Genomic DNA, 22,074 nt, shown 5'->3' with positions numbered 1-22,074 from the left:
GGGTGGGACGCGTGGCCGCCGGCCCAGTCGTCGTGGTGTGGCGACGTCATCCTGCTCTCTCCATCCGGACCGCTTCCCGTCCGACGCTCGCTTGCCGGCGCCACCCGGCAGCAGCCACCCGCCGATCCCTCGCCCTCGAAAGGGACCGGACTGCCTCATGCACGGTTCAGCCGCGCAGCGATCCCGTGGCCGATCAGCAAATACATGGCGGCCGGCAGACCGTAATTGAGGATGGTACGCAGACCTTCTGTGTCCATTGTGAAAATATCCTGTGACCACCACGCCAGCCAATCGGCCGTTCCGTGCACAAACTCGACGAAGACATTGGATTGGTTGGCGTCGAGCAGATAGAGCAGGATCCACAGGAGCAGGAATCCGGCGGCGATATCGACGATGGTGCAGACGGCCAGGGCCACCCGCCGTGAGGTGACCTCGCCCTGGTCGGAGCGGGTTGAGCCGCTCTGCTGCTGGTCGTAGGTCCGGTATCCGGAAACCGGGTCAGTACTGCGCACAAGAAGTCCCATCCGACGTATTGCTGGGGGAAAACGCCCGTACCGACACGATGTCCCACTTGCAGAGACACGCGATCGGTCGTCGGGCGGACGGGCCGTTTGCCCGCCCCCGTATGTCTGCGCCATGCCGGTGCCGCCGTGTTACTCGCCCGCCGGGATATCCCAATTATGGGTACCTATTCCGGCACTTCCCTAATAGGGCTTTGTTAGGTCCTGTGGTGGGGTTCGGGTGCTGGTGCGGGTTGGCCGCATATCGAGCAGGCGCCGGTCCAGGTGGCCAGGAGGGCCTGGAGTTCGCGGAGGACCGCGTAGAGGGTCAGGCCGGCGCAGGGGCTTTTGGGTCGAGCCTGAGCATGGTGCAGAAGGCCTGGGCGAGGGACGCGAGGGTGACGTGGCGGTGCCAGCCGAGGTAGTTGCGGCCCTCGAAGTGGTCCAGGCCCAGACCGTCCTTGAGCTCGCGGTAGTCGTGCTCAACTCGCCATCGGATCTTGGCGATTCGTACCAGTTCGCGCAGTGGGGTGTCGGCGGGAAGCGTCGAGAGCCAGTAGTCGGTTGGCTCGGCGGAGTCGGGTGGCCACTCGACGAGCAGCCAGCAGTCGGGCAGGGAGCCGTCGGCGGCGCGGCGGATGGTGCGGTTGGCCGGTCGGACCCGCAGGGCCAGGAACTGCGAGCGCATCTCGGCGTTCGGGTTGCGTCTGGTGGCCTTGCTGCCCTGGCGCCAGGTGACGGTGCGGGTGGCCGCTCGGCCGACGGCCAGGGCCAGGGCGCGCAGGGTGGTGTGCGGTTGGGGGTAGGCGGACACGGGAGGGCGGCCCTGCCCGGAGTACGGCGGGCGTTGGGGTGTGGCATTGCCGGGGTGCGCGGTCGTGGTGGCTTTGACCGCGACCGCGTAGGTCAGGCCGCGCTCGGTCAGGCCCTCGCGAAAGCCGGTGGCGTCGCCGTATCCGGCGTCGGCGGCGACCGGAAGGTCGGGCAACTCCCAGTTGTCGCGCACCTCGTCGAGCATGTCCAGCGCCAGGCGCCACTTCTCCCGGTGCCGCTCGGTGTCCGGGATTCCCGCCTTGGCGCGGCGGCGCCGGATCGCCTCGGCCATCAGCGCGTCCTCGCCGTACTTGGTGTCGTCCCAGCTCTCGGGCAGGAACAGGCGCCAGTCGACAGCCGATGACGCACGGTCACTGACCAGGTTCACACTGACGCCGACCTGGCAGTTGCCGCGCTTACCCAGGGCGCCGCAGTACATCCGCGCCACCCCCGGTGAGTCGTAGCCGTCCTTGGGGAAGCCGACATCATCGATCGCGTACGCCTCGGGAGAAATGTGCGCGGCAGCCCAACGGGCCAGCCGCTCACGGACCTTGGAGTAGTCCCAGGTGGACGATGAGACGAACTGCTGCAGCTGCTGGTGGTCCACGCCCAGGCGCTCGGCCATCGGCTGCATGGACTTGCGCTTGCCGTCCAGCATCAGCCCGCGCAGATACAGCTCGCCCTTGGCCCGCTGGTCCCGACGCGCCAGCGAACCGAGCATCTCCGCCGCGAACGCCTCCAGGCGCGGGCGGACCGTCTCCATCTCCTCAGGTGTCACACCTGACAGAACATCACAATCTACCTGACGATGATCAATCGGGGTACCTAACAAAGCCCTACTAAATGCTTGTTCCCGTTGTCAATTTTGCGGATGGCTGTTGCCGGTGGTCGACCATTGCCGGGAAGCCGGAAGTCGACGTTCCTGCGCCGTGCGGCCGGCCGGGCAGGCAGCAGCAGCGGCGACAGATGGGTGGCTCCCGGCGGGCAGCAGAGGGCGACCGGATGGAGGAACAGCCCGGGCGGAGGCGGAGAAACGCCGCGAGGATCCTTCCGGGCATCGACCGAACTGGCGACACTGCCCCGTCATGGACATTCTCCTCGTCGCGAGCGCGTTCAACAGCCTGTCCCAGCGCGTGTACGCCGAACTGTCCGACCTGGGGCACCGGGTGGACGCCGTACTCGCCTCCCACGGCGCGGCCGCGATCCGCACTGCGGTAGGCGAGGTACGCCCGGAGCTGATCATTGCGCCGATGCTCAAGACGGCACTGCCCGAGGACGTCTGGCGCGAGCACAGCTGCCTCATCGTGCACCCGGGGCCGCCCGGGGACCGCGGTCCGTCATCCTTGGACTGGGCCATCGCCGAGGACGCGCCGCGGTGGGGGGTAACGGTTTTGCAGGCCGAGGCGGCGATGGACGCGGGCCCGGTCTGGGCGGCGGTGCCGTTCGAGGTGCCGCCGGTGGGCAAGAGCGACCTGTACCGCAACGAGGTCTCCGATGCCGCCGTCACTGCGCTCCTGCTGGCCGTGCGGCGGTACGGCGACAGCTCGTTCAAACCGCAGCCGCAGAGCGACCCCTCGGTCCACGTGGTCTGGCGCGACCCCTTCCGCCAGGAACTGCGGCGGATCGACTGGGAGGGCGACAGCACCGAGACAGTGCTGCGCAAGCTGCGCGGGGCCGACTCGCAGCCGGGGGTGCTCGACGAACTCCTCGGCCAGGAGATGTTCCTGCACGGCGGGTACATCGAGGACGAACTGCGCGGACGCCCCGGAGAACTGCTCGCCACACGCGCGGGTGCGGTGTGCCGGGCCACTCGGGACGGCGCGGTCTGGATTCCCGAGCTCAGACCGCGCAAGGCCTCCGGTGATCCGGCACCCTTCCGGCGCCCGGCGGCCTCCGTGCTCGCCTCGATCGCGGTTCTGTCCCACCCACAGGGCGGCATGTACGGCGTCCGGTCGCCGGAGGACGGCCCCCTCCGGCACGCCGGTGACCGGCCGCCGTGGCTTCCGGAGGTGGCGGCCCCGCTCGAGCCCGCCCCCGGACGGCGGACCTGGACCGACATCCGCTACCGGCAGCGCGGCGACATCGGGTTCCTGGCCTTCTCGTTCCCCGGCGGGGCCATGAGCACCGACCAGTGCCGCAGGCTGCTCGCCGCGTACCGGTACGCGCTCGCCCGCCCCACCTCGGTGCTGGTGCTCGGGGGTACCCGCGACGTCTTCTCCAACGGCATCCACCTGAACGTCATCGAGGCATCCGCCGACCCGGCCGCGGAGTCCTGGACCAACCTCATCGCCATGAACGACCTGGTCGAGGCGGTGCTACACACCACCGACCGGCTGGTGGTCGCGGCGCTCGGCGGCAACGCGGCCGCGGGTGGTGCCATGCTCGCCCTCGCCGCCGACGAGGTGTGGTGCCGCACCGGCGCAGTCCTCAATCCGCACTACCGGCGGATGGGCTTGTACGGGTCGGAGTTCTGGACGTACACGCTGCCGCGCCGGGTGGGCCCCGAGACGGCCGAGCAGCTGACGACCCAGGCCCTACCGGTGAGCGCCGCGACGGCCGCCGACATCGGACTGGTGGACCGTCTGGTGCCGGTCCCCGCGCAGGACTTCACCGCCGAGGTGGACCGGCTGGCGACCGCGCTCGCCGCCGCCCCGGACCTCGGACGGCGGATCGCGGCCAAGGAGGCGGCACGTCGACGCGACGAGGCGGCACAGCCGCTCGCGGAGTACCAGCAGGAGGAACTGGCCCGTATGCGCGGCATCTTCTTCGATCCCGCCGCCCCTTACCACGCGTTGCGCTCCGCCTTCGTCCGCAAGACGCCGAGCGGCTTGGCCCGGCCGCTGGCTCTGGTCGGCGAACCGGTCAACGGAGGCAGCCGGTAAGCCCTCCCCCCGGCCCGGCTCCTGGTGGCGGGCGTGGGCAACGCCGTGCACGGCCGGTCTCCCCCGGGGCGGTCGGCGGGACGCAGCATCGGTAGCGGTCCGCGGCCAGACCGTACCGGTCCGCTCCGAACCGCCCGGCCCGTCTGCGGTCGGGGCCACGCCCACCGACCGCCGCTATCGGCACCCGTACGTCACCTGCACCCACCGTGGTCCCCGCTTCACCATCGCCATGGCCATGCCGTACGACCGGGCCGCCACGACCATGGCGGACTTCCCGAAGTGTCCCGCCTGCCGGGGGAGCACGCCGCCCCTGGCGACCGGTGTTTCCACGCCCGACTGCGGGCCCGGCTGCGCCTGGTGCCCGCGGCCGCTACCGACGTCCGCTCGGCGTGGGAGCGGATGCACTGGCGGCGGCCCGCGGGTTGTCGGCCGCCGGGCGGGTCGTCGCCGTCAAGGGCGTCGGCGGAGCTCGACGACGGGCCGGGCCGCGGCGAGGGCGGTGCCGTCACGGGCCACCTCGAAGGCGAAGTCGAGGGCCTCGGGCACCACACCCGCCAGCTCGCCGACCCGTACGGTGACAGCCGAGACGGACTCCGCCCCGTCCGCCCGCCAGTTCCACGATCGCGGTCCTGATCGACAGCTCATGCACGCTTGGCTCGGAGGGGGTTGCCGGGGCCGGGGCGGAAGCCGGCCATGCGCCACAGCCGGACCTCCCGCACGATTCCCGGGAACTCCGCGATCAGCAGCGCCAGGGCCGCTCCGCCCAGCACCGCCGCCTCCGCCATCAGAATCCGTTTGGCGTTCATCGCCGCTCCCTGCTCGCTCGTGTTCCTCGTGCCGTGCCCGTCCGCCGGGATCAGCCCGGGGAGATGCTCGGCATGCTCTCCATGACCCTGTTGTGCCGCTTCCAGTGGATCCCGGTGGAGCGGCGCGCGTCGGCGGTACCGTCCGGGTGATGCCCGGTCTGGTGGTGACGTGGACCCCTGTTGCCCTGGTGGAGGCCCCTGACGTGAGTGGGCGTGGTGGGTTTCGCCTGGGGCCTGCCGACCTTGATCGTGCCCATGCCGTGCTCCTTTCCCTTGGTGCTCTACCGCGGGGCCGCGGTGGCGGCCCCGGTCGCCGCCGGTCACGGCCGTTCGGCCAGCCCGGCGAAGAACTCCTCGACGGCGGGCCAGACCCGGCCGCCACCGGACAGCCCCCGCCACTCCCGGCGGACGAGAGCGACCAGCCGGAAGCACTCGTCGACCGGCACGATCCAGTGGTGTCGCAGGTCTCGGGCGGTGTTCACCAACAGTGCCTCGACCCCGGGTACCACGCCTGCGAGATCCGGACACCGCGCCACCGCCTCCTGCCATGCCGAGGCATCCACCTCCCACCGGGTAGCCCCCGCCGGGCTCGGGTAGTGCGCGACGACCGTGCCGTCCTCGCGGGGCACGAAGAACGCCAGCCCGACGGGCACTCCGAGTGGCCCGGTCTCGATCGGCGGCAGCTTCCGCCGCCGCTGCGGGATCAGCCGGTACTGGCTGTCACCCGCTCCGTTCTCCGCGAACAGCAACGAGCACGCCGGGCAGGTGCACACCGCCTCCTCGCGGCCGGTGTCGTACAGATGCCGGTGGTCGTCCGCGAGCGGCGCGGCGCACAGCTCGCACCGCTCCTCGGGGCCACCTGTCCGCCGGTCGGCGGAGGAGCGGATGAGCGCGGCCAGGGCGCCGCCGGCGCTCATGTCGCCGCCTGTGGCCGGGCGGTCCGACGCAGCAGCGAGTCGACGGGGACGAACGCGGGTGGCCGGGACTCCGTCTCCGGCACTGTTTCGACCGCCGTCAGCTCCGGCGCCGCGGCGAGCACGGCCTCCCGGACGGCTTCCTCGACCCCGGAGGAGGCCGAGCCGCATCCGGAGCCGCATCCGGCGGTGCGCAGCCGCACGCGGGCGATAGGTCCCTCGACAGCGTCCAGTGCCACGTCACCGCCGCGCTCCTGCACGACGGGCCGCAGCCGCTCGACGGCGCGGGCGGCGCGGCGCTCGGGTGGCTCGGGGTGCAGGTCGTGCAGCACCAGCAGGTGGTCGAGGAGTTCGTCCTCGGCCAGGCGCCCGGCCAGGGCGGCGTCCGCGTGGTCCAGGACCCGGGCCAGCGCCTCGCCGTAGACCTCGGTGAGCACACGGACAGCCTCGACGGCCGCCTGCGCCATGGGCCCGGGCGCGATCTGCACCTTCTCCAGCAGTTCGTCGATGCGGGCGATCCGCGCCGCCACCTCGCCGTCGTCCAGCCGGGGGGCCGGACCGGCGCCATCACGCGGTTCCGCGACCGCCGCGCGGCCGGGCTCAGCCATGGGACGCCCCATAGGTGGGGGAGTGCATCGTGGTGAGCGTCTTCCCCTTGCCCAGGTACATGTGAACACCGCAGGGCAGGCAGGGATCGAAGCTGCGCACGGTGCGCATGATGTCGACGCCCTTGAAGTCCTCCGGCCCGTTTTCCTCGAAGATGGGCTGGCCCTGGACGGCGTCCTCGTATGGGCCGGGGGTGCCGTAGCTGTCGCGCGGGCTGGCGTTCCAGGGGGTCGGCGGGTACGGGTGGTAGTTGGCGATCTTCTTGTCCTTGATCACCAGATGGTGCGAGAGGACCCCGCGCACCGCCTCGTGGAAGCCGACGCCGATGGCCTCGTCGGGCACCTCGAAGTCCTGGAACACCTTCGTCTCGCCGGCTCGCATCATCTGCATCGCCTCCTCCAGGAACTGGAGGGCCATGGCCGCGGCGTAGGCGACGAAGTAGGGCCGGGCGCGGTCCCGTTCGATGGTGTTGCTCCACTTCGGGATGTGCCACTCCAGTGTCGTCTCCGGCAGCTTCTCGCTCTTCGGCAGCGAGATCCGCACGCTGTGCCCGGTGGCCTTCACGTACGGGGTGTCGACCAGGCCGCTCAGGGCCGTGGACCACAGCCGGGCGAGCGGGCCGCCGCCGGTGTCGAGGGGGAGGTGGGAGTCGCTGTCCTGGTGGTACCAGCGCGGGCTCATCACCCAGCTGTACTTGGCGTCGAAGTCGCGCTTCTGGGGCACCGGCACGGTGGTCTGGTTCCACGGGTGGCGCATGTCGACCGGGTTGCCGAGCGGGTCGTGGGTGACGAAGGGCTCCTGGCCCTCCCAGTCCTCGTAGTAGGAGCTGCCCAGCAGGATGCGCAAGCCGAGGTTGATGTCGACGAGGTTGTTGGTGACCAGTTCGCCGTCGAGGATGATGCCGGGGGTGACGTACATGGCCTTGCCCCAGTCGTTCATGTTCTCGTAGCGGTAGTCGACGACGGCCGGATCCTGCCAGGCGCCCCAGCAGCCGAGCATGATGCGGCGGCGGCCCACCTCCTCGTAGCCGGGCAGCGCCTCGTAGAAGAAGTCGAAGACGTCGTCGTTCAGCGCCACAGCCTCCTTGACGAAGTCGATGACTTTCGTCAGGCGCGACAGGTAGTCGGTGAAGGTGTTCGGCTGCGGCATCGTGCCGACGCCGGCGGGGTACATCGTCGACGGATGGACATGGCGCCCCTCCATCAGACAGAACATCTCGCGGGTGATGCGGCTGACTTTCAGGGCCTCCCTGTACACCTCACCCTCGAAGGGGTTGAAGGCGCGCATGATGTCGGCGATGGTCCGGTAGCCGTGGATGTCCCCGCGGGGTGCCGCGGTCCGTTCGGCGCGGGCCAGCACGCTCGGGTTGGTGGCCTTGACCATCGCTTCGCAGAAGTCGACGAAGACGAGGTTGTCCTGGAAGATCGTGTGGTCGAACATGTACTCGGCGGCCTCGCCGAGGTTCATGATGTGTTCCGCCAGCGGCGGCGTCTTCACGCCGTAGGCCATCTGCTGGGCGTAGTTGGAGCACGTGGTGTGATTGTCGCCGCAGATGCCGCAGATGCGAGAGGTGATGAAGCCCGCGTCGCGCGGATCCTTGCCCTTCATGAACACCGAGTAGCCGCGGAAGAGGGACGAGGTGCTGTGGCACTCCACCACTTCCTGGTTGGCGAAGTCGATCTTCGTGTAGATGCCGAGGTTGCCGATGATCCGGGTGATCGGGTCCCAGGACATGTCCACGATCTGCGGAGGTTTGCGCTCGGCGGCCCGGCTCCGGTCCTCGGTTGTGGTCATGTGCGTTCCTGTTCTCGCTGCTCGATGCGTTGGACGGGGATGAGTGCTGCGGGGGATGCGGCCCGGCATGGGGGTGCCGGGCCACAGGTCACGGGCGCCAGTAGGGGTTGTAGCCGGAGGTGAGCACCGGCTTGTTGTGGTGCCACTTCGGCTCGCGGTTGACGACGGCGTTGGTGATGCCGCGCATCCGTCGGATGAAAGCCCCGTAGGGCTTGACCATGAGGGAGGAGAAGCTGCCGCCGGGCGGCTCGTCCATGAACGGCATGAACGCGTCGGGGAAGCCGGGCATGGTGCAGCCGATGCAGATGCCGCCGACGTTCGGGCATCCGCCGATCCCCGCCATCCAGCCGCGCTTGGGCACGTTGCAGTTGACGACGGGTCCCCAGCAGCCCACCTTCACCTGACATTTGGGGGAGTTGTAGTCCCGGGCGAAGTCGGCCTGCTCGTAGTACGCCGCGCGGTCGCAGCCCTCGTGCACGGTTTTCCCGAACAGCCACTGCGGGCGCAGCATCTGGTCCAGCGGGGGCGGCGGGGCGGCCCCGGCCGCGTGGTAGAGGACCCAGACCAGGGTCTCCATGAAGTTCTCCGGCTGGATCGGGCAGCCGGGGACGTTGACGATCGGCAGGCCGCTCTGCGCCAGAAAGTCCCAGCCGAGGTAGTCGGCCAGGCCCATGCTGCCGGTGGGGTTGCCCGCCATCGCGTGGATGCCGCCGTACGTCGCGCAGGTGCCTGCGGCGACCACCGCCCACGCCTTCGGGGCCAGCCGGTCGATCCACCAGTTGAGGGTCAGCGGTTCACCGGTCTCCGGGTCGTTGCCGAACGACGTCCAGTACCCGTCGCCCTCGATGATGTTCTGGTTGGGGATCGAGCCCTCGATGACCAGGATGAACGGCGAGATCTCGCCGCGGATCGCCGCGCGGTACGGAGCGAGGAAGTCCTCACCGCCGAGGCTCGGTGAGAGCACCTTGTTGTGCAGGTTCACCTTCGGCAGGCCCGGGATGAGTCCCAGGACCAGGTCCTCGATCGCGGGCTGGCCGGCCGCGGTGAACGACACCGAGTCGCCGTCGCAGCTCATCCCCTCGGAAATCCAGAGGATGGTGATCTCTTCGAAGCCTTTGCGCGCCTCGGCGCGGCTCGGCTCGGTGGCAACGTCGTGCGTGCCGCTGTCGATGGTCATGTCGTGGGCCTCCGGTGCAGTCGGTCCCCGAGTCGGTTGTGCGCCGCGGTCACCGGCCCGGCGAGCGCGGGCGGACGGTCCTGGGCGTAAGGGTGCGGCCGGGCCGGTGCGGTCCGTCCGCCGAGGCGGTCGTCGGTCAACTCCGCACCGTCGGGCAGCAGCTGCGCGGCGACCGGGTGGGTCATCCGCTCTGCCGGCGTCGCGCCCTCGGACAGCCCGGGGAACAGCCGGTCGACCATCCGTTGGTCCAGTGCCGGCATCTCAGGCCCGTTCATCGGACCGTCCGGTCCCCCGGCCCGCCGGCCGGCTGGTCGGCCGCTCTTGCGGCGGCCGGGACGGCTCGAGCGGCTCTGCCCGACCCACGGCGTTGGGGGACACCAGGGGCTCCAGGGGCTCGAGTTCGTCGGGCCGGAAGTAGTGGAAGCGGCCGTACCAGCTGTTCAGTTCGGCCGCGGGATCGTCGTCCAGCGTCACGGCGAGGTGCACGCTGCCGCCCACGTCGTGGAAGACGGCCGTGACCCGTGCGCTCCGCCCGGCCAGGAACATGTCCTGGGCGTCGGCACCCCGGCCCCGCGGGCGGAGCCGTACCCGGCTGCCGCCGCCCACCGGTACGCCGTCGATCGGCACCGTGTCGGTCGTAGGGGACAGACCGTCGTCGGCGCCCTCCTGCCACCATGCGGGCCGGTCGGCCGTGGGGGCGGACGCGGGCCCGGGTGAAGTCGTGGGTGCGGCGGTCGACGAGAGCGGGGCGGGGTCCGGCGGCGTGGCAGGGGTCAGCGATCGGATGGTGCCGTGCAGTCGGGCGAAGACCTCCGGCGGCATGGTCTCCACCCGGTCCAGGATCTGGGCGGCACGCGGGTCGGTGGCCCGCGCCTCGCGCTTCTCCTGGTCGGTCAGCAACAGCGTGCGCAGCGTCAGGATCTCGTCGATCTCCGCGGCGTCGTGCAGGTCGCCCGGGCTCTCGGGTGCCACCTGCGGGTTGTCGGGCAGGATGATCGGCGAGGAGATGAGGGTGGGGCCGCAGGCTCCGCCCCGGGCGCCGGTGGAGGTGTGTTCACCCGGGGCGTCCTCGGACGGTGGTCCGCCGAGGACGGGGAACGTAAACGCGTTGTGGCACGCTCGGGCGGGTCCGAGCAGATCCGCCGGCGGGTCGATCAGCGAGATGAACTCCACGCCGTCGCCGCCGACGAGCGTGTGCGTCGCGATGAGCGCGCCATGCAGCGCCTCGTCGCGAACGGCCCGCGGGTCCGGTGCCGGTCCCGTGTTCTCGGTACGGATCCGAAGACGGCAGACGTCGTCCCCGAGCTGCTCGGCGACGACGGCTGTGCTCGCGCGCACGGTGGCGCGCCGCCGTACCACGCGCCCGGCGCCCCCGGGGAGCTCTTCCATCTCCTCTCCGGCGGGCGCGCCGACCGGAAAGGCGGGCTCCTGCCCGAGCAGGTCCTCCAGGCGTACGACGAGGTCCGTCTCGCGCGGTACCGCCTCGTCGAAGGTCAGGTGCACCGTGCTGTCGTCCATGCGCAGCGACTCGACCGGACGGTGCCTCCCGTCCCGGCCGGCCTCCTCCACCTGCTTGTGCTGCAACTGCAGGTACCGCACCCGCACGCGCACCACAGCCTCCGGCTGCCGGACCCGCAGCAGGCACTCGGTCTGCTGGTACCACGAGTCGGCAGACCCCGAGATCCCGGGAGTGACGGGGCCCTCCCGCTCCACCCAGTCACGGGGGAAAAGCACGCCGAACTGCCAGCGCACCCGGTTCTTGGACGACGAACGGCGGTAGGGGTAGAGCAGGTAGCCCTCGTACAGGACGGCCTCGGCGACCGCGCTCAACTGATCGAAGTCACGCCCTGGGCACTGTGGGGGCACGGCCGTACTCGCTGCTGCGACAGCGCACGCGACGTCATCGTCGACTTCGGCCTGCGGCATTCCGCCTCCTCCGATCCGCATATCTGCCTAACTCTTCCCACACCATGACATTCCTCACGCATGCATACCCGGCCAGCGCGGCGGAATTGGGCTCATCAGGGGGACAGAGGGCACCCAGGCGCGGGCAGCGACCGGGAACGCTTAGGGAGAGGTGGCTGGGCCGGGCCTATCGGCCCGCGCCGTCATCCTCGTCGTCGACCGCGTCGGCCGTGCGGATGGCGACCGCGGGTTCAGGAGCGAGGCGCCCGGCCACCACGCCATAGAGCACGTGGTCGAGCGCGACAACCGACCGCCACAGCATGCGCCGCTGCGCCGGATGCTGCGGTGCCGCCGAGCGCCGGGGTGACACGGCGCGTCTGAGCGCATCACCATGAGGGATTTCGGGGCACTCTGATCAACCCAAGCGCTTCACCCTCGCCGGGGCCATGCAGGACCTGCTCTCCCGCATGCGCTGAAGTTGTTGGCGAGTTGATGAACGGTCACGCCGCACGGCCCCACAACCGCAAAGAAATCTTCGCGAAGAAGTCTGTGCGAAGAACTCTTTGCGGTCTAGTGTGCGTGGGTGTGACGGAACCAAGTGAGTGGCCCCAGGTCACAACCCCCGATGCGGACACGGTTGTTCTGGATGCCAAAGGGCTGCGTGCCCTCGCGCACCCGGTACGGGTGCAGTTGGTCGGACTGCTGCGCAAGCACGGCCCGTCGACGGCCACCCGGCTTGCGGAGCGGCTGGGCGTCAATTCCGGCACGGCCAGTTACCACCTGCGTCAACTGGGGGCGGCCGGTCTCGTCGAGGAGGACTCGGAACGCGGCAACGCGCGAGAGCGCTGGTGGCGTTCGGTGCATCGGAGGACCTGGTTCAACGACCACGACCTGGCCGAACGGGAGCCTGAGGCCGCCCTGGCCTACCTGCAGTCCGTCGCTGCCACCTACACCGTTCGCACGCAGCGGGCGCTGAACGAACTCCAGACGATGCCTCGCGCATGGCGGGACACCTTCGACATGAGCGACTGGGCTCTGCGCCTGACCCCCGAGGAGGCTTCAGCGCTGTACGAGGAACTGCGGGCAGTCATCACCCGCTACCGTCAGGACACGCCGGAGGGGGCGGCGCAGGCGCCCGAGGGTGCCGAGCGGTTCTCCGTGATCACCCATCTCCTGCCCGAGCCGGACGCGTCCGTCCCGTCGGCGACTCCGCCCAGAATGGAGAGCCCGTGACGGAAGCCGCCCCCGGTGCGGACGGCATAGCTGGTGCGCGCAGCTTACGGCCGCTCGGCGGCGTTCTCGCGGCCATGGCGGTGTCGCTGACCGGCACGCGGATCTCCGGCATCGCGCTGCCCTGGTTCGTGCTGGTCACCACCGGTAGCGCCACCCAGACGGGACTGGTTGCTTTTTGCGAGATGACCCCGTATGTCGTGGTCAAGGCGCTCACTGGGCCGTTGGTGGACCGGGTGGGCCCGCGCGTTGTCTCCTGGACCACCGACCTGGGCAGCGCGACGGCCGCCGCCGTCGTTCCCCTGCTCCACGGCCTGAGCCTGCTGTCCTTTCCGCTGCTCCTCGTCCTTGTCGCTCTGATCGGCGCGGCGCGCGGCCCCGGCGACCTCGCGAAAGAGGTCATGGTGCCGGAGGCGGCCGACCGCAGTCGGGTGCCGCTGGAGCGTGCCACAGGCCTGTCCGGTGTGATCGAGCGGCTTGCTTCCACCGTCGGCCCGGTGGCCGGTGGCTCCTTGGCGGCGGTGCTCGGTCCTTTGACGGGTTTGGTTGTCAACGCGGTCTGCTTTGCGAGCGGATCGTTGATAATCGCACTGGCGCTGCCCAGGGACATGGGACAGGTACTCGCGCCGTCCTCATTGCCGGACGGGGAGACGGAGGAGCCGGGCTAATGGCGACGATTCGGCGAGGGCTTTACTTTCCTGCGGGGCGACCCGCTGCTCCTCGCCCTCATCGTCATGGTCGGGATCACCAACCTGCTGGACGCGGCTTTCAGCACGGTGCTCATCCCTGTCTGGGCCGAAGAGTCCGGCAAGGGGCCGGCAGCCATTGGCCTGATGGGCAGCATGGCGGGAGCCGCAGCGATCGGTGGGAGCCTGCTGGCGGCAGCGGTTGCGCACCGGATTCGGCGTCGGGCGGTGTTCTTCATCGGGTTCTTGTTCGCAGGGGCGCCAAGGTTTCTGGTCCTCGCCTCCGAGGCGCCGATGGGCGTTGTGCTGGCCGTGTTCGCCGTCAGCGGGCTCGGCGCAGGCTTCCTCAACCCGATCATCGGGGCCGTCCTCTTCGAGCGGGTGCCGCGCCCGATGCTGGGTCGGGTCAACGCGCTCGGCGATTCGCTGGCCTGGTCCGGTATCCCGCTCGGCGGTCTGATCGCCGGGGCAGCCGTAGCAGCCGTCGGGCTGGTACCGGTCCTGCTGGCCGGCGGGGTCACGTACTTCCTCACCACGAACCTGACCGGGCTGCGCCCGGAATGGCGTGAGATGGACCGCAGGCGGGGGCGAGACTCCCGACACCGCAGGCCGAGAACGGAAGCACTCGGTCAGCCCGCAGGAACCGTTCCTAGAGACTGACGTTCAGGCCAGCTCATGCAGCGCCTCGCCGATCGCCGCCACTCCTTCGGCGATGCTGCCCGTCGGGCTCGCGGCATAGCCGAGGACGAGGCCGGGGCGGCCGGGCTGTTGCCGGTGCCATGACAGCGGCTGGCATTTCACGCCCCGGGCCAGGGCCGCGGCGGCGAGTTCGGTGTCGGGGACCTCGGGCGCATAAGTAATGGTCAGGTGGAGGCCGGCCGCCGCGCCGTGCACATGTGCGCCCGGCAGGTGTGCGGTGATGGCGTCGATCATTGCGTCCCGGCGGCGGCGGTGCCGGCCGCGCAGCAGCCGCAGGTGCCTGTCGAGGGCGCCGGACTCCATCAGGTGGGCGAGAACGAGCTGCGGCAGCACGGCGTTGCCCAGGTCGGCGAAGCGTTTCGCGTCGGTGAGAGCGTCGCGGTAGCGGGGCGGCGGCACCATCCAGCCGATCCGCAGGGCGGGCGCGAGCAGCTTGGACACGCTGCCCATGTAGCAGACCTGGTCGGCCAGCAGTGCGCGCAGCGCGGGCACCGGCGGCCGGTCGTAGCGGTGTTCCGCGTCGTAGTCGTCCTCCAGGATCAGTCCGCCGTCCTGCGCCCAGTGCAGCAGCTCGCGGCGCCGTTCGCCGCTGGTGACCACACCGGTGGGGAACTGGTGGGCGGGGGTGAGCAGGACGGCGCGCGCTGCGCTCGCGTGCAGCGCGTCGACGCGGACGCCGTCGTCGTCCACCGGTACCGGTGGGGTGGCCAGGCCTCCGTTCTGCAGGTGTTGGCGGGTGCCGAGCGAGCCCGGGTCCTCCACCGCCACGCCGTCGATGCCGTCTGCGCGCAGTACGGGGTGGAGCAGGGTGAGCGCCTGTGCGGTGCCGGCGACGATCAGCACCTCGTCCGGCTCCACTCGGATGCCGCGGCTGTGTGCCAGCCAGTCGGCGACGGCGCGGCGCAGCCGCGGGGCGCCGCGCGGGTCGCCGTAGCCGAGGCGGTCGACGGACAACTCGGCCAGTACGGCCCGTTCGGCACGCACCCAGGCCGCGCGGGGGAAGGCGGCAAGGTCGGGCTGGCCGGGGGTGAAGTCGACACGGGCGTGGGCGGCGCGCAGCGCGTCGAAGACGTCAGCACCGGGCGTGCGGGCGAACAGCGTGCCCGCCGGGGCGCTCCGCTCGCCGCCGCCGTCGCGGAGCGGGCCGGGTGTGCCGGGCGGCCTCGTCCGTGCGGGTGTTGCTGGTGGCGCGAGGGGGGCGGCCACCACGACCGTGCCGCCGCGGCGGCGCCCCTCGACATGGCCGTCCTCCGTCAGTTGCCGGTACGCCTCGGTGACCGCGCCGCGCGACAGGCGCAGTTCGGCGGCGAGGACCCGGGTGGGCGGCAGCCTGCTGCCCACCGCCAGCCGGCCGTCCGCTATCGCCTGCCGCAGCCGCCCCGCCAGCCAGTCCGCCTTGCCGCCTGCGGGCGCCTCTCGCGCGTCCAGCTGCAGGAAGTCGGAGCCGTACACGGCAGACCTGTCGTCCGCCGGCACCTCTGCCATCCCGCTGCCCTCTCCGGTCCCGTTCCTGCTGCTCACTTGGCCCATCGTGGCATCGGCCGCGGTCTCACCCGAGCGTCGGCCGGACCCGGTCACCGAACGTGAATTCCGGTGTGAGCGGGGTCAGGACGGCCGTGACGGGGTCGACGGGCCAGTGTGCGGCGAGTTCCTCGGCGAGCGTCTTCAGCAGCTCCGGTACGGCCTGCGCGCCGCCCTCGTGCATCGCCTCGGCCACCACGAGGATCCGGCTGGTGTGCTCACCGACCGCCGAGTGGCCGCTCTGCCGGTTGGTCCAGCGGCGGGCGTGGGCCCGTCCGGCGGAGTCGGCGAAGGTCACCTCGCCGGGCGCGGGATGCTCGGTTCCGCCGCCGAAGGCCGTGTAGTGCTCGTCACCGACGGCGTAGCGGACCTCGAGCAGCGGTCCCGCGATGCGGTCGGCGTCCAGGACCGCCACCGGGACGGCATACGCCACCGAGATGGCGTTGCACAGGTCGACCACCGGGTGGATGCGTGGCAGTGCTCCCTCCTTGCGCAGCCGCCGCAGCAGCGCCTCCGCGGCGCACCGGTACTGCGTCGGCCTGAGCCCCATCCTGGCGAACGCCCGCCGCCAGGCGAGCACTTCGGGGAAGGCGCCCTCGGTGGCGTCGGCCAGCCGGTCCGCGGCGCGGGCCGTCCACGCAGCCACCCGCTCGCCGACGTCCGCGGCGGGCCCGACGCCGATGGCGCACAGTGCGCCGGCGGTGAGTTCGGGATAGTCGCGCCAGATGGCATCCGCGTGCCGGAAACGCATGCTCATGCCACCGCCAGCCGCGCGCTCAGGCCCACGAAACAGGCGGCGAACACCCCGCGGATTCCCCTTCTCAGCGTCGGCCGGGCCAGAACATGATTGCGCACGGCGGCGGCGCACATCCCGTACGCGGCGAAGACGACGAAGGTGAGCAGCATGAACACTGTGCTGAGCCGGAGCATCACTCCCAGGGAGCCTGGTTCGCCCGCGGGGACGAACTGCGGCAGAAACGCCACGAAGAACATCGTCAGCTTCGGGTTGAGCAGGTTGACCAGCACCCCGGAGGCGATCACGCGGCCCGCCGAACGCGGCTCGGCCCCCGCTTCGACGACCAGCGCATCGTCATCGCGCAGTGTCGCCCACGCCATGTACAGCAGGTAGCCGACCCCGAGGTATTTCACCACCTCGAAGGCGACGGCGCTGGCATGCAGCAGTGCGGCGAGACCGGTGATCGTCGCCACCAGATGCGGCACGACGCCCAGAGTGCAGCCGAACGCGGCGATCACACTCGCCCGCCGGCCGTGGGACAGCCCGGCAGCGAGGGTGTACACCACGCCGGTGCCGGGGGTGACCACCACCACGAGGGTGGTCAGCAGGAACGCGATATTCAACGGGACATCTCCACAGTGGTTCAAGGCCAGGGTCTCTCACCGTGCCCCACCCTTGGCCCGGCCGACAGGGCCAAAGCGCACCGGTGTGAGTGGTCCAAAAGTGGGTCGGGTCGGCGGGCAGAATCTCGGCGCAGGAGGTGTCTGTACCTGTGGGGGGCTACTGGGTGGGTGGGATGCGGTAGACCGAGACGTGCGAACGCGCGTCGGCGGTGAACTCGGTGCCGGTCCAGTCCGCGTGCCTGGACTCGAGCTCGAATCCGGCCAGCTGAGCCATGAGATCGAGTTCGGCCGGCCAGATGTAGCGGTGCGGACTGCGCTCCAGCCGGGCTTGCCGGGTGTCGTCGAAGTGGAAGTGGTGCGAGACGACGTGCTGGTGCAGGACGTCGTAGGTGTCCAGACCGATGTAGCCGGGCTCGGAATGATAGACGGTGGCGGTCTGACCGGGCGGGAGCTTGCGCAGCTCGGGTACCCAGAGCTCGATCACGAACCGGCCACCGGGCGTGAGGTGGCGGGCGGCGTTGCGGAAGCACTCGACCTGCTCGGCCTGGGTGAGCAGGTTGGAGATGGTGTTGTAGACGAGGTAGACGAGCGTGAACTCCCCGGGGGCCACGGCGGTCGCCATGTCACCGACGATCACAGGGATCGTCGACTCGTCCGTTTTGGTTCGCAGTTGACGGATCATCGGCAGCGACAACTCGATCCCGGTGACGGGCACCCCCCGCTCGGCGAGCGGGACCGCCACGCGGCCGGTCCCGATGGCGAACTCGAGCGCTGCTCCGTCGCCCGCGAGTTCGGCGAGGCGGTCCACGGTCGGTGCCAGGACCTCGGACGCGAACATGCCGGTGCCGGGTGTGTCGTAGCGTCGGGCCGCCTCGGCGTCCCAGATCTCCTCCTGTGCCATGCTGCCAACGTTGACCTTTCGGTCTCGGCGATGTCCAGCGATTTCCCGACGTGCAGATGGCGTTCGAGGAGCCGACGCCCTGGTGCCCGCTCGTGATCGAAGCGTGCGAACCGCCACACCGTCTCGCGGTCTCGATGGAGGACGAGGCCGGCTCATGGTCGTTGGAGCTGCTGCTCGCACGGGCGGGCCCCGGCCCGAATTCCAGGACACTACTACCCCGCGCAGAAGGCGTACTTCGAGTCCCTGGCCTGAGCGGCGTTCAGCGTCATGGTTGCCGGACGAGCTGCCACTCCTGCGAGCCGTCCTCGACCGCGTTCTGCAGGGTCAGCGCCGCGCCATGGGACGCACCGGTCAAGTACACGTCGGTGTTCTTGGCCGCCTGGAACTTGACGTATCCGTCGTCGGTCTCGATGACGTTCCAGCTGCCGGTGGCGCTGTTGTCGACCCACTGGCCGATCCCCTGTCCGACGGTCGCGTTCCCTGTCCAGATGGCTGCCGCGCGGCCTCCGGACTTGTTCAGCAACGTCGTGCCGCCCTGCGGCTCGGTCATCACGTGCCAGTACTGGGTGTCCTTGTTCGCCGCTGAGCCGGCGTCCTCAAGGCGGACGTCAGGAACGTCTCCGTTGCCGATGTTCGCGTCGTTGGTCTTGTTCCCGGTGCCGATCACCTGGCCGGTCTTTCGGTTCACCAGCTGGTAGTAGGCGCCCTCCGAGCGGCCGAGATCGACCTCGGCGTAGGCGATCGTCGACGTGTCCTGGTTGTTGAGTATCGCGATGCGGCCGGTGCCCGCGACGTACTGCAGGTTGCGGCTGTAGCCCGCCCGCGAGGTCGTCTGGTACTCCTTCCACACGCCGTCGCTGCGTCCGCTCTCGTTGACCCAGACGTTGCCGCTGCCGGCGGCGTTGTAGACCAGGCGCCCGTCGGGGAGCCGGATGATGACCGGGCTGCCGTTCACCGCGAGAGGACGGGAACCGGCGTCGACCGGCAACGAGGTGACGGGGTTGCCCACCGAGCCGCGGTAGAACTGCAACGGGTCATCGGCTATCGCGTACCGGGTGTTGGTCCCGCCGCCCCAGTACTCGTACGGGAGCAGCCACTTACCGTCCGTCGTCGGGACGACGTTCGTCATGCCCGGCCGTCCGCCTCCGATCTCCGTCTTGCCGCCGCCCATGTCCTGGGTCAGGCCCGCGACGTCGACGACGGGGCGCTCCAGTTCGCGCTGCGGCCGTTCCAGGTCTTGTGGACGAGGATCTGGCCGTGCGAGTCCGGAGCGGTGTCGTTCGCGGGGTCCAGGGTCGGCACGCCGGTGACCGGGTCGAAGCCGAGGTAGTCGTTCTCGTCGGAGTAGTAGCAGACGAGCTTGCCGTTGTGGACCATCAGGTACGGCTCCCAGAGGGGATCCACCTGCTTGTACGTGTTCGCGGCGGCGACGTTCCGGCCGATCGCGCCCGCGCTGCCGCCCTGCCAGCCGCCGGTGGCGATGACGTTGACGATGTTCCACGTCACGCCGTCGTCGGTGCTGGAGTACAGGGCGATCGCCATGTCACTGCGGTCTCCGTCGTTGGACGGCGTCCAGTTCGGGTCGGCTGCCTTTTGCTCCTTGTAGTAGAGGTCGTCGCCCGACACGACGCTCGCGAGGAGCAGCGTTCCCTTCTTCAGGTTGCCGACGTCCTGCGGAAGCACGTAGAGATACGGGTTCGTCCAGTTGCTGGTGTACTTCGCGTACCGAGGATGCCTGGACAGGTACGCCGGTGCCTTGACCTCCGACAGCGGCTGCCATGTCGTTCCGTGGTCGTCGCTTTTGTAGACGGGGAGCGTCTGTCTGTCGGCGCTTCCCGTCTCCGGTACGACGGTGGACTTCTCGAACGACGCGACCAGCCGTCCGCTCGGCAACTGTGCCGACTTCGGGTAGACCGCGCAGTTGCCCCGCCCTTTCAGGCACGGTTCATCGCCGAGCTGGTACATGATCCCGCCCGTCGGGTTGTACGCCTGCGCGCTGATCATGGGCAGGGCCAGCATCGCTGATCCGGCGACGAACGTTCCCAGTGCTGTCCCAAGTCTTCTTCTCTGCATAGCCCCTCCTCGGGGATGGCCACGGTGATGCTCACGAAGGTCGGATCAGGAGACGAGTACGCGTACGTCCCAGGCGCCGAGGTCCAGCGCCGTGCCCGCGAGGACGGACGTGTCGTTCAGGACGTCGGTCAACGCCATGGGGGCGGAGACACGAGCGGGCTCCCAGCTCCAGTTGTGGACGACGTGGACGCGGCGCCCGTCGGGGGAGGTACCGGTCGTCGCGGTGACCGATTCCGGGAGGTCACGCCAGCCGTGGCGTGCGGAGGGTGTCAGCCAGGTCGCCAGCGCGCGGGCGAGGGCCCGGCCGGGGACCGTGCCGACGTAGGTGACGTGGCCCTCGCCGTGGCGGCGGGTGGTGACCGCCGGCCAGCGGCCGAAGTGCGGGTGGTCGTATGCGGCGAGCACCTCGGCGTCGGTGACGGTCAAGCCGTCGGCCCAGCGGGTGGCCGTCGCCTCCTGCGGCAGCCGCAGCGGGCTGCCGGGCACGGGGTGGACCGGGATGTCGCGTGCGAGGTTGCTGAACTCGTCGTACGTGACTCCCGCGGCTTCGGTGAGGCGTCCGGGTGCCGGTTCGAGGCGGGCCCTGGCCTCGTGGTCGGCGTAGCCGGTGCGCGGGCCGAGGACCAGGTGGCCGCCGGCGTCGGCATAGGCCGCGAGCCAGTCGAGGGTCGCGTCGGCGGCGATGTACAACCCCGGTACGACCAGCACGGGGTGGCGGCGTGCGGCCTCCTCCGGTGTCAGGCCCTCCTGCCGGTCGCGCGGGTCGTGCAGGTGCCGGGCGTGCACGATCCACACCTGGCGGCCGGCCTCGAAGGCGCCGCGGTAGAAGGGGTCGAAGATGCGGTGGTAGGCGGCGGGGTCGGGGTCGCCGTCGGCGGTGGTGAGCGGTGGGTGTTTCTGCATGAGCCACTTGCTCGGCGTCGAGTAGACCATCGTGATGTCGGCGTCCGGCTCGAGCCCGGCGACGAGCGGGCCGGCCGCCTCGAACTCGGCGCCCAAGCGGGCGAGTTCGGCGTACGTACGGCCGGGCTGTCCGCTGTGCGGCAGGACACCGCCCCAGTACGTCTCGGCGCCGAAACGCAGGGTCTGCCACTGCCAGTACTCGATCATCCGTGCGCCACGCGCCACATGCGCCCACGCGGCCTGCCGCCACTGGCCGTCGTAGGCGGGGCGGTTGTCCCAGGCGAAGCCGATGGAGCTCGCGTTGGTCTCGGTGACCAGGAACGGCTCCTGGCGGGAGGAGAACATCCAGTCCGCGGTCTGGTACATCGACCAGACGCCGGTGGTCTTCCACTTCTGCTCGTGGTCGTCGGGCGTGGGGTCGGGAAGCAGGAGACCGTCCTGCATGTCGTAGTACGGGTTGCCGGAGGCGATGTCGAGCCGGGCGGACAGCTCGTCGTCCTCGACTCCCTGGCGTGTGTAGGAGATGCAGGTGGTGACGAACTGCTCGGGGCGGACGTACTCGCGGACGACGTCGGCCTGCCAGCCGATGAAATCGGTGACCTGCCGGGCCTGGAACTCTCGCCAGGCGACATCGTATTGAGGCTGGACGTTGCCGTCCGGTGTCCACAGGTCCGCCCACGTCGACAGCCGGTGCGACCAGTACACCAGACCCCACTCGCGGTTGAGGGTGTCGATGTCCCCGTACTTGTCGCGCAGATGATCGACGAAGCGCTGGAAGACGCCCTGGTTGTGGAAGAGATGCAGGCCCGGTTCGTTGTCCACCTGCCAGCCGATCACCGCCGGGTGGTCGGCGTACCGGGCGACGATCTTCCGGATGATCCGTTCGGCGTGGAAGCGGAAGGCGGGGTGGGTGAAGTCCACCTCCTGGCGGGCACCCCATCCGAGGCGCTGTCCGGTGGCGTACTCCCCGGTGATCTCCGGGTACTGGCGGGCCAGCCACGGCGGCACGGCGTATGTCGGCGTGCCGATGACGACGGAGATGCCGCGCTCGTGGGCGCCGTCGAGGACCGGCTGGAGCCAGTCGAGGTCGAAGCGCCCGTTCTCCGGCTCCCAGGTCGACCAGACCGACTCGCCCACGCGGATCACGGTGAAGTTGGCCTCGGCCATCAGGTCGAGGTCGGTCTTGAGCCGTTCGTCGGGCCGCAGTTCGGGGTCGTAGGTGGGGGTGTACTCGTGGTAGTACGCGGCGCCGAACAGGACGCGGGCGGGCAGATCCGCCATGAAGGGAACCTCCGGGAAAGTAGG

General features: G+C 70.2%; 17 protein-coding genes and 3 pseudogenes. 3 read left to right on the top strand and 17 right to left on the bottom strand.

The genetic code is table 11. The features are described 5' to 3' along the window. Nucleotides 1–155: 155 nt before the first annotated feature. On the bottom strand, nucleotides 156–524 hold the full coding sequence (locus ACKTSN_RS02390; RefSeq protein WP_409467547.1) for a hypothetical protein: 369 nt from the start codon (nucleotides 522–524) through the stop codon (nucleotides 156–158). Nucleotides 525–828: 304 nt separating this feature from the next. Further along, entirely contained in the window at nucleotides 829–2,091 is a 1,263-nt protein-coding gene (locus ACKTSN_RS02385; RefSeq protein ID WP_409467247.1) for an IS701 family transposase, read from the bottom strand. Between the two features lie 307 nt (nucleotides 2,092–2,398). Here ACKTSN_RS02385 and ACKTSN_RS02380 point away from each other — a divergent pair, with 307 nt between their 5' ends. After that, a complete protein-coding gene (locus tag ACKTSN_RS02380; protein WP_409467546.1) occupies nucleotides 2,399–4,195 on the top strand; it encodes an enoyl-CoA hydratase-related protein in 1,797 nt (598 codons plus the stop codon). A gap of 468 nt (nucleotides 4,196–4,663) precedes the next feature. Here ACKTSN_RS02380 and ACKTSN_RS02375 read toward each other — a convergent pair. The 9 genes and pseudogenes from ACKTSN_RS02375 to ACKTSN_RS02335 all read right to left on the bottom strand — a co-directional run. Continuing rightward, nucleotides 4,664–4,844, bottom strand: a pseudogene (locus ACKTSN_RS02375) (hydrogenase/urease maturation nickel metallochaperone HypA); the annotation flags it as partial. Beyond that, entirely contained in the window at nucleotides 4,837–5,001 is a 165-nt protein-coding gene (locus ACKTSN_RS02370) for a hypothetical protein (RefSeq protein ID WP_224737588.1), read from the bottom strand. The gene ACKTSN_RS02370 and the pseudogene ACKTSN_RS02375, both read right to left, overlap by 8 nt. Before the next feature lie 50 nt (nucleotides 5,002–5,051). Next, nucleotides 5,052–5,258, bottom strand: coding sequence for a hypothetical protein (locus ACKTSN_RS02365; RefSeq protein WP_224737589.1), 207 nt, complete (start codon nucleotides 5,256–5,258; stop codon nucleotides 5,052–5,054). 63 nt (nucleotides 5,259–5,321) lie between these two features. Next, a complete protein-coding gene (locus tag ACKTSN_RS02360; protein WP_409467545.1) occupies nucleotides 5,322–5,918 on the bottom strand; it encodes a DUF5947 family protein in 597 nt (198 codons plus the stop codon). Further along, complete coding sequence (locus tag ACKTSN_RS02355) at nucleotides 5,915–6,523, bottom strand: NifU family protein (RefSeq protein WP_409467544.1); 609 nt, start codon at nucleotides 6,521–6,523, stop codon at nucleotides 5,915–5,917. The genes ACKTSN_RS02360 and ACKTSN_RS02355 overlap by 4 nt, the downstream gene beginning before the upstream one ends. Then, nucleotides 6,516–8,315 (bottom strand): nickel-dependent hydrogenase large subunit, encoded by a 1,800-nt coding sequence (locus ACKTSN_RS02350; RefSeq protein WP_409467543.1) that lies wholly within the window; start codon nucleotides 8,313–8,315, stop codon nucleotides 6,516–6,518. The genes ACKTSN_RS02355 and ACKTSN_RS02350 overlap by 8 nt, the downstream gene beginning before the upstream one ends. A gap of 88 nt (nucleotides 8,316–8,403) precedes the next feature. Next, the gene (locus ACKTSN_RS02345) at nucleotides 8,404–9,492 is read right to left on the bottom strand and encodes a hydrogenase expression protein HypE (RefSeq protein WP_409467542.1); all 1,089 of its coding nucleotides are present in this window, start codon (nucleotides 9,490–9,492) and stop codon (nucleotides 8,404–8,406) included. Continuing rightward, nucleotides 9,489–9,752, bottom strand: a complete 264-nt coding sequence (locus ACKTSN_RS02340) for a hypothetical protein (RefSeq protein WP_409467541.1) — start codon at nucleotides 9,750–9,752, stop codon at nucleotides 9,489–9,491. Before ACKTSN_RS02340 ends, ACKTSN_RS02345 begins: the two co-directional genes overlap by 4 nt. Before the next feature lies 1 nt (nucleotide 9,753). Then, nucleotides 9,754–11,418, bottom strand: a complete 1,665-nt coding sequence (locus tag ACKTSN_RS02335) for a hypothetical protein (protein ID WP_409467540.1) — start codon at nucleotides 11,416–11,418, stop codon at nucleotides 9,754–9,756. A 564-nt stretch (nucleotides 11,419–11,982) separates the two neighbouring features. Between ACKTSN_RS02335 and ACKTSN_RS02330 the strand changes: the two genes are divergently transcribed. Further along, a complete protein-coding gene (locus ACKTSN_RS02330) occupies nucleotides 11,983–12,630 on the top strand; it encodes an ArsR/SmtB family transcription factor (protein WP_409467539.1) in 648 nt (215 codons plus the stop codon). After that, a pseudogene (locus ACKTSN_RS02325) lies at nucleotides 12,627–13,973 on the top strand (MFS transporter). Before ACKTSN_RS02330 ends, ACKTSN_RS02325 begins: the two are co-directional and overlap by 4 nt. Nucleotides 13,974–13,976: 3 nt before the next feature. Here the strand turns inward: ACKTSN_RS02325 and ACKTSN_RS02320 are convergent. The 6 genes and pseudogenes from ACKTSN_RS02320 to ACKTSN_RS02295 form a co-directional block, all read right to left on the bottom strand. Further along, complete coding sequence (locus ACKTSN_RS02320) at nucleotides 13,977–15,497, bottom strand: PLP-dependent aminotransferase family protein (protein WP_409474708.1); 1,521 nt, start codon at nucleotides 15,495–15,497, stop codon at nucleotides 13,977–13,979. 64 nt (nucleotides 15,498–15,561) lie between these two features. Continuing rightward, nucleotides 15,562–16,290 carry a B3/B4 domain-containing protein gene (locus tag ACKTSN_RS02315; RefSeq protein WP_409467538.1) on the bottom strand — a complete coding sequence of 243 codons (729 nt, stop codon included), beginning with the start codon at nucleotides 16,288–16,290 and terminating at the stop codon, nucleotides 15,562–15,564. After that, the gene (locus ACKTSN_RS02310; protein ID WP_409467537.1) at nucleotides 16,287–16,892 is read right to left on the bottom strand and encodes a LysE family translocator; all 606 of its coding nucleotides are present in this window, start codon (nucleotides 16,890–16,892) and stop codon (nucleotides 16,287–16,289) included. Before ACKTSN_RS02310 ends, ACKTSN_RS02315 begins: the two co-directional genes overlap by 4 nt. A 157-nt stretch (nucleotides 16,893–17,049) precedes the next feature. Further along, nucleotides 17,050–17,793, bottom strand: coding sequence for a class I SAM-dependent methyltransferase (locus ACKTSN_RS02305; protein ID WP_409467536.1), 744 nt, complete (start codon nucleotides 17,791–17,793; stop codon nucleotides 17,050–17,052). Nucleotides 17,794–18,058: 265 nt separating this feature from the next. After that, nucleotides 18,059–19,866: pseudogene (locus tag ACKTSN_RS02300) on the bottom strand (RICIN domain-containing protein). A 45-nt stretch (nucleotides 19,867–19,911) separates the two neighbouring features. Next, on the bottom strand, nucleotides 19,912–22,050 hold the full coding sequence (locus ACKTSN_RS02295; protein WP_409467535.1) for a beta-galactosidase: 2,139 nt from the start codon (nucleotides 22,048–22,050) through the stop codon (nucleotides 19,912–19,914). Nucleotides 22,051–22,074 lie beyond the last annotated feature (24 nt).

This window comes from Streptomyces flavusporus, from assembly GCF_046267975.1.
Lineage (GTDB): Bacteria > Actinomycetota > Actinomycetes > Streptomycetales > Streptomycetaceae > Streptomyces > Streptomyces flavusporus.
Note: the sequence above shows the minus strand (reverse complement) of the source record. Positions and strands in the feature narration are given on the sequence as shown.